Raw genomic sequence first — 15,381 nt, forward strand, 5'->3', positions numbered from 1 at the left:
CCGTGGCGAAGCGCAATCCTTATGCCCAGCGCGAATGGCTGCCGCACGAGAAACCCATGTTGCCTGGCTCGCCTTCCACGCCGCTACATTCCCCTGCGAAGCGAATCGCCTTCGGTATTATTGGGCTGTTGATCTCGATAACCGGCGCCCTGAGTAACGCGCTGGTTTCTGCCAATCTAACCAATCTGCAGGGCACTTTTGGGGCCTACAGCAATGAGATCGCCTGGCTGCCCGCCGTTTATGTGATGGGCAATATCTCCATTAATCTGCTGTTGGTGAAGTTTCGCCAGCAGTTTGGCCTGCGACTGTTTACCGAAGCGTTTTTAGTGCTGTACGTCATTGTGGCGTTCTTCCATATTCTCGCCAACGATCTCAGCTCAGCCATCATTGTCCGCACCGCACACGGTATGGTGGGGGCCGCGCTTAGCTCGCTCGGCATCTATTATCAGATTCAGGCGTGGCCAGCAAAGCATCGGCTTAAAGCGCTGGTGATCGGTATCACCGCGTCGCAGTTGGCGATTCCGCTGGCACGTTTATTTTCAACCGAGCTGCTGCAGCTGCAAGAGTGGCGCGGATTGTATCTGTTTGAGCTCGGACTGGCGCTGATTGCGCTGGGTTGCGTGCTGGTGGTTAAATTACCGCCCGGCGACCGGATCAAAGCCTTTGAGAAGATGGATTTTGTCACTTTCATGCTACTGGCACCCGGCATGGCTTTACTGTGCGCCGTGCTGTCGCTGGGACGTATCGAGTGGTGGTTCAGTACGCCGTGGTTGGGCGTGGCATTGGCTTTGGCGCTGGTGTTGATCGTGGCGGCAATCGTCGTGGAGCACAATCGCGCCAATCCGTTAATTAACACGCGCTGGCTCAGCAACGGCATGATTGTAAGGCTGGGAATTGTGATGATCATGATGCGCATCCTGCTGGCCGAACAGAACACCGGCGCGGTTGGCTTTCTGCAGCAGCTGGGTTTGCTCAACGATCAAATGCGCGGGCTGGCATTTGCCATCATCGCCGGCGTGATTTGCGGCATGGTTGCCAGCGCCTTAACCATCAAACCGACGCATCTCAGTTGGCCGATCGTTGCCTCGCTGGTGGTGATGATCGTTGCCTCGCTGATGGATGCGCAATCCAGCCCGCTGACGCGCGGCAACAATCTTTATGTTAGCCAGTTTTTGCTGGGCTTCGGCAGCGCGTTCTTCCTCGCGCCCGCCATGCTGCTGGGGATTGGCGGCGTGGTAACGCAGCCCAAAAATCTGGTGAGCTTCGTGGTGCTGTTCGGGATGAGCCAAAATCTCGGCGGGCTCATTGGTGCGGCGATCCTTGGCACTTTCCAGACGTGGCGCGAAAAATATCACTCCAGTCTGCTGGGCGATCAGCTGTCACAGCTTGATCCGAACGTCACTGAGCGACTGAGCCAATACAGCGCGCTGTTCAGCAGCCAGCTAGCGGATAACGTACTGCTCAGCGCGCAAAGCAGCAGTCAACTGCAAACGGTGGCCACGCTGCAAGCCAACGTGCTGGCCTATAACGACACCTATTATCTTACCGCTGCGTTGGCGTTCATCACGCTGATATGGGTGTTGTACCGCCTGTCGCGGTTACGCTATATCAACTGGCGTCAGACAAAAATGGATGCGGCAAAATCATCAGTAAACCCGACGGAGAATTCATGAGCCAACAGGACGATATTCAGGCTGCGGAGCGCGAGCGCACCAACCGCCGACGCATTCTTTCCATTGCTGCCGGCAGCGGCATTGTGATTGTTGGCGTGCTGGTGATTTTGTATGCCTGGCAGTTATGGCCGTTCACTAGCACCCTGCAGGCCACGGAAAACGCCTATGTACGCGGTCAGGTCACCTTTATCAGCCCGCAGGTGAGCGGCTATCTCACCGAGGTTGACGTGGTGGATTTACAGCCGGTGACCAAAGGGCAGCTGCTGATGACCATCGACGATCGTATTTATCGTCAGCGGGTGCATCAGGCGCAGGCGCAGTTAGAGATGAAAATCGCGGCGCAAAACAATAACCAGCAGCAGCGCAAAAGTGCTGAAGCCACCATTGTTAGCAACAAAGCGGCACTGGAGAATGCCAAGGCCCAGGCGCTGAAAAGCAGCCTCGATCTCAAGCGCGTGGAGAATCTGGCAGCCGACGGTTCGCTGTCGGTACGCGAGCGCGATGCGGCACGCGCCGCCAACGCGCAGGCCGAAGCGCAGCTGCGTCAGGCGGAGGCGCAGGTAGCCGTGTCACAGCAAAATCTGCAAACTGTGGTGGTCAATCGCGGCTCACTGCAAGCGGATGTTGCCAGCGCTCAGGCGGCGTTAGAACTGGCGAATATCGATTTGGCCAACACGCGCATTATCGCGCCGGATAGCGGGCAGCTTGGCCAACTCTCGGTGCGCAAAGGGACCTACGTCACCGCCGGAACGCGATTAACCTCCGTGGTGCCTGAAAACAAATGGGTGATCGCTAACCTGAAAGAGACCCAGCTGGCGCGCGTCCGTCCCGGCTTGCCGGTCAGCATTCGCGTCGATGCGCTCGACGGCAAGCATTATGACGGCCGCGTTGAGTTTATTTCACCCGCTGCCGGTTCCGAGTTCAGCGCTATCTCGCCAGATAACGCCACCGGCAATTTTGTGAAAATTGCCCAGCGCATTCCGGTGCGCATCAAGATTCTCAACGACGATCTGCACGCGCTGCGCCCGGGCATGTCGGTGGAAGTGGAGATTGATACTGCCGCAGAGCCGTATAAGGAAGCGCCATGAAGCGCCTACTGTTAGCCACCTGCATGGCGCTGATGGTGACAGGCTGCGCCACTGAGGTCGAAAAAGCGCCTTCATCCTTACCCATTCCGGATAACTGGCGTCAGCAGGTGGGGCCGCACGCGGCACCAGAAGCGCGCTGGTGGCAACATTTCGGCGATGATAACCTCAATCGTCTCGTTAGCCAGGCGTTGCAGCACAATAGCGATATCCTGATGGCGCGGTCGCGCGTCGATCAATACCGCGCCGAGTTGCGTGCTGCGCAGGGCGATAATTTCCCCACGCTGTCAGCGGGTGTTGCCGCTACTCACCAGCGCACACTGTCGGCGGCAACCGGCCAGCCGTATGAAAGCGCAGTGTTTCAGGGATTGCTGCAGGCTAACTATGAGGTTGATCTGTGGGGCAGTCGCAGCAGCAGCATCCGTGCCGCCGCAGCGTCGTTGGATGCGCAGCGTGCCGCCGCCTCAGCGGCCGAATTAACCGTCGCCAGTTCGGTGGCATCGGGCTATCTCAGCCTGTGCGCGCTGGATGAACAGCTGCGGGTCACGCAAGCCACGCTGGCGACGCGGGAAAATTCGCTTAATCTGGCGCAGCGTCAGTTTGAAACTGGCTATACCTCACGCCTTGAATGGATGCAGGCAGCATCGGAATACCAAACGGCCAAAGCACAGGTTCCGCAGCTACAGCATCAAATTGAGCAGCAGGAGAACGCGCTCAGCGTGCTGGTGGGTATGAACCCACGTGAGATTGCGCGCAGCAGCCAGTTCGATCATATCAAGCCGCAAATCTTGCCATCTCTGCTCCCTTCGCAGTTGCTTAATCGTCGGCCAGATATTGTGCAAGCGCAGCGCCAACTGCTGGCTGCGGATGCTTCGCTGGCGTCAACGCAGGCGAAGCTTCTCCCGTCGCTCAACCTCACCGCCAGCGGCACGTTACAAAGCAGCGAGCTGCATCAGCTATTGGATAATCCGTTCCGCTTGTGGAGTATTGGTGGCAGCATTCTGGCTCCGCTGCTCAATCGCGAAGCGCTTACTGCGCAGGTCGACGTGGCAATGGCAACGCGTAACCAGGCGCTTTATGGCTATGAGAAGGTGGTTCGCAACGCTTTCTCCGAGGTGGATAATGCGCTGGATGCGATTCGCCGCAGTCAGGAGCAGCTGGCAGAATTGCAGAAGCAGGAGAGTTATGTCGCGGAGGCGTATCGCATTGCGCATAACCGTTATCAGAATGGTTATGCTTCCTACCTTGATGAGCTGGATGCCCAGCGCACGCTGTTCAGCACCCAGCTGAATATCGTGTCGGTGAAAAATACGTTGTTATTGGCACAGATCGATCTTTATCGCGCGCTGGGCGGAGGCTGGCAGGGGTAACGCCGTTGATCGTGTATTTTAGCTCCGCCATTCAGCTGCCTGCGTCGACGCAGGCAGCATAACAGCCTACTTAACGATCCCTTTCTAACGTTTTATGTCGACCGCCTTATTTTCTCACAGACCTTTTTTTAACTGGAAAGTTCAGGAAACTTCTTGCTTTCGCCGTTCGACTGCGCATAATCGCAAACCGCAATAATAATGATTATCAATACGTTTGCATTAGGGGATCTCCATGCGCAATACGCCTTTCAATCCCGGACTGAAACCGACGCTGTTGGCCGTAATGGTCAGCGCCGGTTGTTTGCCAGTGATGGCTGCTACTACCAACACCACAACTCAAACTGACGCGAAGAACGACCAGCAGACGCTGACCGTGACCGCAGCACCGCAAACCGATTTCAAACCAGGCGGCGACGATCTGGTACCTGCTTACCTTGATGGGCAGGTGGCTCACGGCGGCCGCCTTGGCATGCTGGGCGAACAGAATGCGATGGACGTGCCGTTCAACGTGATTGGCTTCACTTCGAAGATGATTCAGGACCAGCAGGCGCAAACCATCGGTGACGTGGTGCGCAACGATGCTGGCGTGCAAAATCTGAAAGGCTACGGCAACTTCGCGGAAAGCTATCGCATTCGTGGCTTCAAGCTGGATGGCGATGCCATGACCTATGGCGGGCTGGCCGGCATTGTGCCACGTCAGGTAATGGATGCTTCGCTGATTGACCGCGTGGAAATTTTCAAAGGTGCCAACGCATTGTTGAACGGCTCGGCCGAGAGCGGCGTTGGCGGCATGATTAACCTTGAACCAAAGCATGCGGATGATACGCCACTGACGCGTATCGGCGTGGATTACACCTCAGGTTCGCAGGTCGGCGGCAGCGCCGATATTGGCCGTCGTTTTGGCGACAATAACCAATTTGGCGTGCGTCTGAATGCGGTGAATCGTGAAGGCGGCACCGAGATAGACGGCGAGAAAAAACGGACTACGGCGGCATCACTTGGTCTGGATTATCGTGGTGATCGTCTGCGCACGTCGCTGGACGTGGGTTATCAGAAGAAAACTTTCCACGATGCGCGTAATGGCATCAATATCAGCAATATTGATTTCATTCCTGATGTGCCGTCTAACTCGAAAAACTACAGCCAGAACTGGGTGTTCAGCGATATTCAATCAGAATTCGGATTGGCGAAAGCCGAGTACGATCTGACCGATCAGTGGACCGCCTATGCGGGACTTGGCGCGCAGCACACGCATGAGGTGGGCAACTACGGTATTCCAAAGGTGTTGGATAGCGCAGGCAACGCCACTATTGGCCGTTTCAGAACCAACCGTGTGCAAGACAACATGAGCGGCATGGTGGGGCTGCGTGGCGATTTCACTACCGGTCCGGTGACGCATAAAGTTAACGTTGGTTACTCGGCGATGACCGCGAATGCCAAAAACAGTTACCGCATGTCGTCGGGTAATGATGCCGATGTGAATATTTACCAGCCGCAGGATGTGACCGAGCCGGACAATGTTTTCTCCGGCGGCACCAAATTTAGCGATCCTTTGACCACTTACCGCTCGCGTTCACAAGGTTATCTGCTGAGCGATACGCTGGGCTTCTTTGATGACACCTTGCTGGCAACGCTGGGGGCTCGCCATCAGAAGGTGGTGGTGCGTAACTATGGTTACGACGGGGCGGAAGATGCCGGCACCCGCTTTGACAGCAGTCGCTGGTTGCCAGCTTATGGGCTGCTGTATAAAGCCACCGAAAACATCTCGCTGTATGCCAACCATACCGAATCATTGACGCCGGGCACTGCTGCACCGTTTGGTACCAGCAACTACGGCAGCGTAACCGGGATTGTGCATGCCAAACAGAATGAAGTGGGCGTAAAAGCGGACTTTGGTCGCGTAGGCGGATCGTTGGCGCTATTTGAAATCAAACAGCCGGTTGGCGTGAAAAATAACAACGTATACCAGCTGAATGGTGAACAGCGTAATCGCGGCGTGGAACTGAACGTCTTCGGTGAACCGGTGCTGGGCCTGCGCCTCAACAGTAGCGCGACCTGGATTGATCCAGACATGACGAAAACGGGCGACAGCGATCAAAATGGCAAGAATGCCATTGGCGTGCCGCGCTTCACTGCGGCGCTGGGCGCGGAGTACGACATCAAACCGGTCGATGGACTCACGGCAACCGCTTTGCTGAATTACACCGGCTCTCAGTACGCTGACCTGGCGAATAACATGAAACTGGACGATTACACTACGCTGGACTTAGGGCTGCGTTATCGCATGAAAGTTAATCAGAACGATATGGTGTGGCGTGTGGGCGTTGATAACGTGACCAATGAGAAATATTGGGCAAACGTGGATGACAGCGGCACCTATTTGTCACAGGGCGAACCACGCACCGTGAAAGTCTCACTGAGCTACGATTTCTAATTCGTATCCACGGGGCGTCTTCACGCCCCGTTATCATCCTGTTGAGAAATAATCCTGTACCTTACGGCACTTTGCATTACACTCTCCTCGGCAATCCTGCTCGAAAACTCGCCCTATGTTTGAGTCACCATGAGTTCACCTGCACCACCTGACGATCACGACGAACCTTATCGCCAACCGCTGGATGATGCGCTCTTCGCCATAGTGGTGCTTGCAGTGACGTCGGTTACCCTTATAATCTTCGTCCTGATGATTACGCTGTGGATGAGTTAACGTCAGCAACGGGAAAGGGAGGTCTGTGAGGAGATGTCGATGGAATCCAGAGATGACAAACTGATCGCCATAATTGGCCTGTTATCCGCCTGTTTGATTGGCGTGGTGTTTCTCTTCACCATGACCTGGCTCACCGACGTGCGTCACCCGGTGGATCCAACCTTGGATGTCCAAACCTGTCCTCAGAACAGGGAAAACACCCAGCAGTCTTAATCCCTTTTCTGCCAGCTTTGCCACTTAATCTGTTGACTGCGTAACTCCAGCGCCAGCGCTTCATGCAGAGTGCGATTGCCGTTAGGATCGCCCAAGCCAAACAGCGCGCCTGGTGAACGTCTATCGTCGGCCCATGCCGGATACTCCACCACCGGATAAAGTGAAATACCTTCCAGCGCCACACCTTGCTCTAACGCCAGCCGCGCTTCTTCGCTCACCTGACGCAGCCAGGGCGCACGCGCATCACCTTCGGCCCCGGTTTCTGCCAGCAGCATGGGACGCTGATAGCGTTGCCAGCACTGCATCAGCAAACGGTGCAGCGGTTGACGCGTTGGGTGATCGAGCGGAATGGTTTCACCTGAAAAGAACCAGTGATTATCGGGGTAATAATTGAGGCCAAGAATATCGAGAAAATCTTCGCGGCCTCCCAGTTCCGGTGCATCGCGTCCGGCCAGCCAATCCCAGGCTTCAAATTGCGCCTGATGCTGCGCGTCGGCGTAAGGTTTACTGTCAGGATTATCGGGATGCGTTGCTACCTGTACCAGCGGATCGGTCAACACAAAGCGTGCATCCGGATAAACGTCTCGAATGGCGTGCATCGCCGCCAGCGAGGCGCGGACTAACTGACGTTTTAATTCTCTGCCACGATCGCTGGCATAAGGGTCGAGCCAGGATACGTCGGCGCCCGCCCACGACCAGAATGAAATTTGATTAATCGGAGTAAAAAACGGTTTTTCAACGCCTTCGTCATGCATTAGCTGCGCCATCGCGCGCGCGAAGCGCTCAAAGTGATCGACAAAGCTGGCTTTCCAGATATCAAGATGATCGGGGTAGCCGAAATGCGCCAGCTCCCAGATAATCTGCACATCATGACGCGCCGCTGCGTGCACCATGGGCAGAAACGAGCGCCAGTCATATTCATTGGGTGTGGCTTCAATCAGATGCCAGCGCGCACCATCGCGCGCCGTGCGTAATCCTTCTTGTGCTAGCGCGGCATAATCTTTTTCCAGCAGCATGTCATGCCCGCTGCTGATCACCATATCCAGCCTGCGTCCGCCTGCCCGACAGGCGGTGGAACAGGGAAAACTGCCTTGAAAGAAGCTTTGGAACAGCTGAGGGTGATGGCGCAGGGTTTGCTGAGTCATAATCCTCTCCTCACGGTGAAGGCCGGATGCAGAACGCTTGGCTAAGTCTAGACTAAATTAACGTCGTGCCAGTGGGCAGAAGTGGAAGGCTCTGATTGCTTCTCTGCGCGGCGATACTAACAATTATAGGTCCACAGCTTTCAGGGATTCACTATGAGTGAAGCAGCAACATCTTTGCCGCCCGAAGAACCAGCGGGCAGGGGGCTAAAGCCAGGTGTCGACGCGCGCTGCGCCTTACATCCTGGCAAGAGCGGCATTCATCCGCTTAACGACGGGTTGGATGCCTTTGCAGCGCGCTATCAACTGATGAGCATGGCGCAGCACACCATTGATGTGCAGTACTACATTTGGCACAACGACATGTCTGGGCGCTTATTGTTTAGCGCGCTGCTGGATGCCGCCGAGCGCGGTGTGAAGGTGCGTTTGTTGCTGGATGACAACAACACGCCGGGTTTGGATGAAACGCTGGCCGAACTCGATCGGCATGCCAATATCGCCGTGCGCCTGTTCAACCCGTTCTCATTCCGTACGCTACGTGCGCTTGGCTATCTCACCGATTTTTCCCGCCTTAATCGGCGTATGCACAATAAAAGTTTAACGGTGGATGGCGCTGCCACGCTGGTGGGCGGTCGTAATATCGGCGATGAGTATTTTGGTACCGGCAATGAACCGCTGTTTACCGATTTGGATGTGCTGGCGATTGGTCCAGTCGTCGATGAAGTGACGCAGGATTTTGAACGCTATTGGCGCAGCAAAGCGGTGTCACCGCTGCGCAAGGTGGTTGATGTTAGCGGCGATGCGCATCAGGCGGTGCGATTGCCGGTTGAATGGCAGCAGAGTGAAGCCGTTGAGCGCTATCTGGCGCGACTCAAGCACTCTTCGTTTATTAGCCAGATGGAGCAGGGCGAGCTGGATATGACGTGGGCGGCGTCACGACTGCTGAGCGACGATCCACGTAAAGGCCTTGGAAAGGCGAAACGCCGCAATTTACTGCCCCAGCGTATGCTGGAGGTCATCGGCACGCCGCAGCAGCAGTTTGATATTATCTCCGCCTACTTTGTTCCTACGCGTTCCGGTGTGGCACAGCTGCTGGCGCTGAAGCGGCGCGGCGTCAAAATTGCGGTACTGACCAATTCACTGGCGGCTAATGACGTTACGGTGGTGCACGCCGGTTATGCGCGCTGGCGTAAAAAGCTGCTGCGCCACGGCATCGCTTTGTATGAACTAAAACCGCAGGATAACCCGCAAAGCGCACCGCATGACCGCGGGTTAACCGGTAACTCGGGTTCAAGTTTGCATGCCAAAACGTTTACCGTGGATAAACGTAAGGTGTTTATTGGATCGTTTAATTTTGATCCACGATCGGCGGTGCTAAATACCGAAATGGGACTGGTCATTGAGAGTGAAGCCCTGGCGCAGCAAACCCATCAGCGTTTTATCGCTGGGATGCGCGATCGTGCCTGGACGCTACGTCTGGATAAATGGGGACGCGTTAACTGGGTAGAGTTTGCCGGAGAGCAGGGCGAAGTGGTGCATAAACATGAGCCGCAGTGCACGCTAATGCAGCGTTTGCTGGTGCGTTTGGTGTGGCGATTACCCGTGGAGTGGTTGCTCTAAAGTAATCGGGCCAGCTTAGCTGGCCCGACATCTATTTGCGCTGCGGCTTACCTGAGAACAGGAAACGCAGCAGCGGAATACGCAGATGAATTTCGTACAGCGTAAAGGCCACGCCAAACACCATCAACAAGCCAAGGAAGAAGCCAAGCGTGTTGCTGCCAATGTGCGGCGTAATGTAGATGCCGTACAGAATGGTCAGCGGATGGTGTACCAGATAGATAAACAGCGAAGCATTAACCAGATACATGATGCGCGGAGAGTGACTGTTCAGCAGATTGTGGCCGAAGCTAAAACAGACATTCAGCATGCACAATCCCATCAACGTCGAAACAAGCATATCAATTTCGTAAAGCCAGCCCTCACCGCTGCTGTATCGCTGATTCAGGCTGTAAGCAATGAATACCGCAATGGCGCCAAAGCACACAACGGGATTGAAGCGGACAAACAGCGCTTTCAATGCCTGATGTTTCCAACTGAGCGCGCCTAACATGAAGAACGGCAAGAACATCAACGTTTGCATCACGGCAATGCTAAACAGGCCATCGGCGAATACGGCTGGAGCCAAAATAAATAATACGCGCCGGAAAATACACCAAACCAGCGCGTAAGCCAGCAGCGCCAGCATGAGTTTCCCCCAGCCAATCTGCTGATAATCAATGCGACGCTGCTGTGTGCTCAGCCAGCGAAACGCCAACATCCCGAACGTGGTCAGGATCACCAGGACCAATAAGAACCACAGGTGTGAGATCAGCTCCCACATCAGCGTGTTGTATTTGTCATAGAGCGAAAATTGGTTCCAGTCACCTATCTTATCGGTGAGGTTTTTGGTGATGAAAAACTGCGGCAGGGTGATGAGCGGAACCGCCGTTAACAGCGGAATGCCGACGCGCTCCAGACGCACCTTCAGCCAGCGCTGCGGCTGATAGCGCAAGTAAAGCATGTAGGAAAAATAGCCTGAAATTACAAAGAACACCTGCATGCGGAAGGCGTGAATAAAATCATTCAATACCGTCAACCACATTGAGGCGTCATGGCTGTTGACGGCCCATCGTTGCGTGGAGTAAATCAGGGAGACGTGAAATGGCACGCCTAATAACATTAAATACGCTCGAATCGAGTCGAGGAAATATTCACGTTGGGGTTTAGCTGAACTCATAATCTTCCAATAGTCAGTTTACTTGCCGGTTTCGCCCTGAAACCGGATTATGCCGAATGAAAATTCTACCGGCTGTAAACAGGGTATACTATCAGGTGGATCTGTAGGTGATTTTGCAGGGTTTAATTATCCGAAAAGCACACTTTCAGCTTACAAATCAGCGGAACAATCTTTTACATACGCTGTCGGAAAACCGAATAATCCTTTAAGATAAGCGGGTTTGATCTAAGCACACGAAAGGGGGGGATGTGCTGAATAATGTGAATAATAAAGTGGGACTGGTAAAGATGCGCTGGGTAGGCGCGGCAGTTCTGCTGGCTATGTATGCCAACAATAGTTGGGCGTTTAACATCGATGATGTAGCAAAACAAGCCAAGGCGTTGGCAGGGAAAAGTTTCGAAGCGCCAAAGAGCAATTTACCCTCTCAGTTTCGTGAAATGAAGTTTGCTGATTATCAGCAGATCCAGTTTAACCACGACAAAGCTTATTGGGGCAAACTGCGCACGCCGTTTAAGCTTGAGTTCTATCATCAGGGCATGTATTTCGATACGCCGGTGAAAATTAATGAAGTCACCGCGTCTTCCGTGCGTGAAATTAAATATAACCCTGACTACTTCAATTTCGGCAACGTAAAGCACGATGCTGATTCAGTCAAAAACCTCGGCTTTGCTGGGTTTAAGGTGTTGTATCCTTTAAATAAAAAAGGAAAAGACGACGAAATTTCCAGCTTCCTTGGCGCCAGCTATTTCCGTGTGATTGGCGAAGGGCAAGTGTATGGTCTTTCCGCGCGTGGTCTGGCGATTGACACCGCGCTGCCTTCCGGCGAAGAGTTCCCGCGCTTTAAAGAGTTCTGGATTGAGCGTCCAAAACCGCAGGATAAACAGCTGGTGATTTATGCGCTGCTGGATTCGCCACGTGCGTCGGGTGCCTATCGCTTCACCATCCGTCCGGGCAAAGAATCAACCGTTGATGTGCAATCCAAAGTTTACCTGCGTGATAACGTTGGCAAGCTTGGCGTTGCGCCGCTGACCAGTATGTTCCTGTTTGGTGCGAACCAGCCATCGCCGGTGACCAACTTCCGTTCAGAGCTGCACGATTCGAACGGTCTTTCCATTCACGCGGGTAACGGGGAGTGGATTTGGCGTCCGCTGAATAACCCGAAACATCTGGCGGTGAGCACCTTTACCGTTGAGAACCCGAAAGGCTTTGGTCTGCTGCAGCGCACGCGTGACTTCAGCCGTTTCCAGGATCTCGACGATCGTTACGACCTGCGCCCAAGTGGCTGGGTTGAGCCGCAGGGTGATTGGGGTAAAGGCCGCGTTGAGCTGGTAGAGATTCCGACCGCCGATGAAACTAACGATAATATCGTTGCTTTCTGGACGCCGGAAAAACTGCCAGAGCCGGGCAAAGAGATGAACTTCCAGTATCGTCTGCACTTTACCCGTGACGAGAACCAGCTGCACTCAGACGACATTGCCTGGGTGAAAGACACGCTGCGTTCCGCTGGCGATGTTAAACAGTCGAATCTGGTGCGTCAGCCAGACGGTTCGATCGCCTTCACCGTTGATTTCGTTGGCAAAGCGATGAGCAAGCTGCCGGAAGATACGCAAGTGGCTCCGCAGGTTAGCGTGGGTAATAACGCTGATGTGGTTGAGCAAAGCGTTCGCTACAATCCGGTGACCAAAGGCTGGCGTTTAGTGTTGCGTCTGCGTGTGAAAGATAACAAGCAACCAACCGAGATGCGCGCAGCGCTGGTGAGCGGCGACAAGACATTGACGGAAACCTGGAGCTATCAGCTACCTGCCAATGAATAAATCGATATTTCTACCTCAATCCTACGTGGAGGCCCTGCCGCTTGATGCGGCAGGGCGTGCCCGTCTGAGCGATTCACTCCAGAATGCGCAGGCGTTCCACGCTATTCATTCGACGCTGGGGCAGGATATCGCCGCCAGCGAGCGTCCGGACGATGCGCCGCTGAAATCGGTCTCGTCCCGTGTGCAAATGGCCTGGCCTGACTCGTTGGCGGAGGGTCAACAGCTGAGCAAGGATTATCTCGATCGCACCACGCTAAAGGCCATGCCAAAGGTGAAGCGTTCGCTGATGTTCCCTGAGGTGTGGCGTACTAATCCCATTGCGCGCGCCTGGGATTCGGTACGTGGTAAGAAATCCACGCCGCGCTATGCTTCGGTGGAAGAGCAGAAAACCGAAGATAAGTGGCGTCACGTGGGTTCCATGCGCCGTTATGTGCTGCTGATTCTGACGATTCTGCAAACCGTCGTGGCTACCTGGTACATGAAAACCATTCTGCCCTATCAGGGCTGGACGCTGATCGATCCCATCGAGATGTTTAACCAGAACTGGTTGCAGTCAGTTGAGCTGATCCTGCCTTACATTTTGCAGACCGGGATTCTGTTCCTGTTTGCCATTTTGTTCTGCTGGGTTTCTGCCGGTTTCTGGACCGCGCTGATGGGCTTCCTGCAGTTGCTGATTGGGCGTGATAAATACAGTATTTCGTATTCAACCACCGGTGATGAACCGCTGAATCCGGAACACCGTACGGCGCTGATCATGCCAATCTGTAATGAAGACGTTGAGCGTGTGTTTGCCGGCCTGCGTGCGACCTGGGAATCGGTCAAACGTACCGGCAATGCCGAGCACTTTGACGTTTACATTCTGAGCGACAGCTACGATGCGGATATCGCTATCGCCGAGCAAAAAGCCTGGATGGAGCTGGTGCGTGATGTCGGCGGTGCAGGTAAGATTTTCTATCGCCGTCGTCGTCGTCGTGTGAAGCGTAAAAGCGGCAATATCGATGACTTCTGCCGCCGCTGGGGCAGCAACTACAGCTACATGGTGGTGCTGGATGCCGACAGCGTGATGAGCGGTGAGTGTCTTACCGGTCTGGTACGCATGATGGAAGCCAACCCGAACGCCGGTATTATCCAGTCGTCGCCAAAAGCGTCAGGCATGGATACGCTGTATGCGCGCTGTCAGCAGTTTGCTACGCGTGTGTATGGCCCGCTGTTTACCGCCGGCTTGCACTTCTGGCAACTGGGTGAATCACATTACTGGGGCCACAACGCCATTATTCGTGTGAAGCCCTTCATCGAACACTGTGCGTTAGCACCGCTGCCAGGAGAAGGTTCTTTCGCCGGTTCCATCCTTTCACATGACTTCGTCGAGGCGGCGCTGATGCGTCGTGCAGGCTGGGGTGTATGGATCGCCTACGACCTGCCGGGTTCCTATGAAGAATTGCCGCCGAACCTGCTGGATGAGCTCAAGCGCGACCGTCGCTGGTGTCACGGCAACCTCATGAACTTCCGCTTGTTCCTGGTGAAAGGTATGCATCCGGTTCACCGCGCGGTATTCCTGACGGGCGTGATGTCCTATCTGTCTGCGCCGCTATGGTTTATGTTCCTCGCTCTTTCCACCGCCTTACAGGTGGTGCATACGCTGATGGAACCGACCTACTTCCTGCAGCCGCGCCAATTGTTCCCGGTGTGGCCGCAGTGGCGACCGGACCTGGCGATTGCGCTGTTCTCAACTACGCTGGTTCTGCTGTTCCTGCCGAAGTTGCTGAGCGTGATACTGATCTGGTTCAAAGGCGCAAAACCTTACGGTGGTGCCATCCGCTTGTTCTGCTCGCTGATTCTGGAGATGCTGTTCTCGGTGCTGTTAGCACCGGTGCGCATGCTGTTCCACACCGTGTTCGTGGTCAGCGCGTTCCTCGGTTGGGAAGTGGTGTGGAATTCGCCGCAGCGTGACGACGACGCCACGCCGTGGGGTGAAGCCTTCCGTCGCCATGGTTCGCAGATGCTATTAGGTCTGGTGTGGGCGGGCGGCATGGGCTTGCTCGATCTCAACTTCCTGTGGTGGCTGTCGCCGATTGTCTTCTCACTTATTCTGTCGCCGTTTGTTTCGGTGATGTCGAGCCGTGCCACGGTAGGGCAGAAGAGTAAGAACGCCAAACTGTTCCTGATTCCGGAAGAGTACGAGCCGCCGAAAGAGTTGGTCGATACCGATCATTATCTGCAGATTAACCGTCAACGTGCGCTGAAAAATGGCTTTATGCACGCGCTGTTCAATCCCGCGTTTAACGCTCTGGCGACGGCAATGGCCACCTCACGTCACAAGCAGAGCGATTTGCTGGACCATGCACGCGATCGTCGTGTTGATCAGGCACTGAGTGACGCACCAGAAAAACTGAACCGCGAGCAGCGTTTGCAGCTGATCAGCGATCCGGTGGTTCTGGCACGCGTACACTCACGCCTGTGGGAAAGTGCGGACAAATATCATCAGTGGGTAGAAAGCTATCAAAAGCTGAAGCTCAATCCTGAAGCGCTGCCACAGCGTTAAGGATAGAAAAGTAAAAAGCGGCAGAAATGCCGCTTTTTTTTCGTCTTTAATCTGGCTGG

11 protein-coding genes are annotated in these 15,381 nt (G+C 54.7%); 9 read left to right on the plus strand and 2 right to left on the minus strand.

All coding sequences use genetic code 11. From position 1 onward, the window contains the following. Positions 1–2 precede the first annotated feature (2 nt). The 6 genes from AC07WB_RS07190 to AC07WB_RS07215 all read left to right on the plus strand — a co-directional run bounded on the left by AC07WB_RS07190 (position 3) and on the right by AC07WB_RS07215 (position 7,048). Entirely contained in the window at positions 3–1,673 is a 1,671-nt protein-coding gene (locus tag AC07WB_RS07190) for an MFS transporter (RefSeq protein ID WP_097097556.1), read from the plus strand. Beyond that, on the plus strand, positions 1,670–2,761 hold the full coding sequence (locus tag AC07WB_RS07195; RefSeq protein WP_345826902.1) for an HlyD family secretion protein: 1,092 nt from the start codon (positions 1,670–1,672) through the stop codon (positions 2,759–2,761). Before AC07WB_RS07190 ends, AC07WB_RS07195 begins: the two co-directional genes overlap by 4 nt. Continuing rightward, positions 2,758–4,128, plus strand: coding sequence for an efflux transporter outer membrane subunit (locus AC07WB_RS07200; protein WP_097094295.1), 1,371 nt, complete (start codon positions 2,758–2,760; stop codon positions 4,126–4,128). The genes AC07WB_RS07195 and AC07WB_RS07200 overlap by 4 nt, the downstream gene beginning before the upstream one ends. A 232-nt stretch (positions 4,129–4,360) precedes the next feature. Continuing rightward, on the plus strand, positions 4,361–6,562 hold the full coding sequence (locus tag AC07WB_RS07205; protein WP_494940239.1) for a TonB-dependent receptor: 2,202 nt from the start codon (positions 4,361–4,363) through the stop codon (positions 6,560–6,562). A gap of 129 nt (positions 6,563–6,691) precedes the next feature. Next, a complete protein-coding gene (locus AC07WB_RS07210) occupies positions 6,692–6,835 on the plus strand; it encodes a hypothetical protein (protein WP_007893692.1) in 144 nt (47 codons plus the stop codon). 39 nt (positions 6,836–6,874) lie between these two features. Next, a complete protein-coding gene (locus tag AC07WB_RS07215) occupies positions 6,875–7,048 on the plus strand; it encodes a hypothetical protein (RefSeq protein WP_494940240.1) in 174 nt (57 codons plus the stop codon). Here the strand turns inward: AC07WB_RS07215 and AC07WB_RS07220 are convergent. Then, complete coding sequence (locus AC07WB_RS07220) at positions 7,045–8,193, minus strand: glycoside hydrolase family 1 protein (RefSeq protein WP_494940241.1); 1,149 nt, start codon at positions 8,191–8,193, stop codon at positions 7,045–7,047. The two genes, AC07WB_RS07215 and AC07WB_RS07220, sit on opposite strands and share 4 nt — an antisense overlap. A 153-nt stretch (positions 8,194–8,346) precedes the next feature. Between AC07WB_RS07220 and AC07WB_RS07225 the strand changes: the two genes are divergently transcribed. Beyond that, positions 8,347–9,810 carry a phospholipase D-like domain-containing protein gene (locus AC07WB_RS07225; RefSeq protein ID WP_400455366.1) on the plus strand — a complete coding sequence of 488 codons (1,464 nt, stop codon included), beginning with the start codon at positions 8,347–8,349 and terminating at the stop codon, positions 9,808–9,810. Between the two features lie 31 nt (positions 9,811–9,841). Here AC07WB_RS07225 and mdoC read toward each other — a convergent pair whose 3' ends face one another. Then, positions 9,842–10,966 carry a glucans biosynthesis protein MdoC gene (gene mdoC, locus AC07WB_RS07230; protein ID WP_494940242.1) on the minus strand — a complete coding sequence of 375 codons (1,125 nt, stop codon included), beginning with the start codon at positions 10,964–10,966 and terminating at the stop codon, positions 9,842–9,844. A gap of 278 nt (positions 10,967–11,244) precedes the next feature. On the opposite strand from mdoC, the gene AC07WB_RS07235 reads away from it, so the two are divergent. Together AC07WB_RS07235 and mdoH are read left to right on the plus strand one after the other, a co-directional pair. After that, positions 11,245–12,780 (plus strand): glucan biosynthesis protein, encoded by a 1,536-nt coding sequence (locus tag AC07WB_RS07235; protein ID WP_176519187.1) that lies wholly within the window; start codon positions 11,245–11,247, stop codon positions 12,778–12,780. After that, entirely contained in the window at positions 12,773–15,322 is a 2,550-nt protein-coding gene (mdoH, locus tag AC07WB_RS07240) for a glucans biosynthesis glucosyltransferase MdoH (protein WP_494940243.1), read from the plus strand. The genes AC07WB_RS07235 and mdoH overlap by 8 nt, the downstream gene beginning before the upstream one ends. Positions 15,323–15,381 lie beyond the last annotated feature (59 nt).

Source organism: Pantoea sp. GW821-FHT03E06, assembly GCF_059420725.1.

Excerpts from the sequence above, each read along its gene's own strand:
- AC07WB_RS07195 (WP_345826902.1), top strand. The coding sequence starts at position 1,670 with ATGAGCCAACAGGACGATATTCAGGCTGCGGAGCGCGAGCGCACCAAC.
- AC07WB_RS07200 (WP_097094295.1), top strand. The coding sequence starts at position 2,758 with ATGAAGCGCCTACTGTTAGCCACCTGCATGGCGCTGATGGTGACAGGC.
- AC07WB_RS07205 (WP_494940239.1), top strand. The coding sequence starts at position 4,361 with ATGCGCAATACGCCTTTCAATCCCGGACTGAAACCGACGCTGTTGGCC.
- AC07WB_RS07210 (WP_007893692.1), top strand. The coding sequence starts at position 6,692 with ATGAGTTCACCTGCACCACCTGACGATCACGACGAACCTTATCGCCAA.
- AC07WB_RS07215 (WP_494940240.1), top strand. The coding sequence starts at position 6,875 with ATGGAATCCAGAGATGACAAACTGATCGCCATAATTGGCCTGTTATCC.
- AC07WB_RS07220 (WP_494940241.1), bottom strand. The coding sequence starts at position 8,193 with ATGACTCAGCAAACCCTGCGCCATCACCCTCAGCTGTTCCAAAGCTTC.
- AC07WB_RS07225 (WP_400455366.1), top strand. The coding sequence starts at position 8,347 with ATGAGTGAAGCAGCAACATCTTTGCCGCCCGAAGAACCAGCGGGCAGG.
- mdoC (WP_494940242.1), bottom strand. The coding sequence starts at position 10,966 with ATGAGTTCAGCTAAACCCCAACGTGAATATTTCCTCGACTCGATTCGA.
- mdoH (WP_494940243.1), top strand. The coding sequence starts at position 12,773 with ATGAATAAATCGATATTTCTACCTCAATCCTACGTGGAGGCCCTGCCG.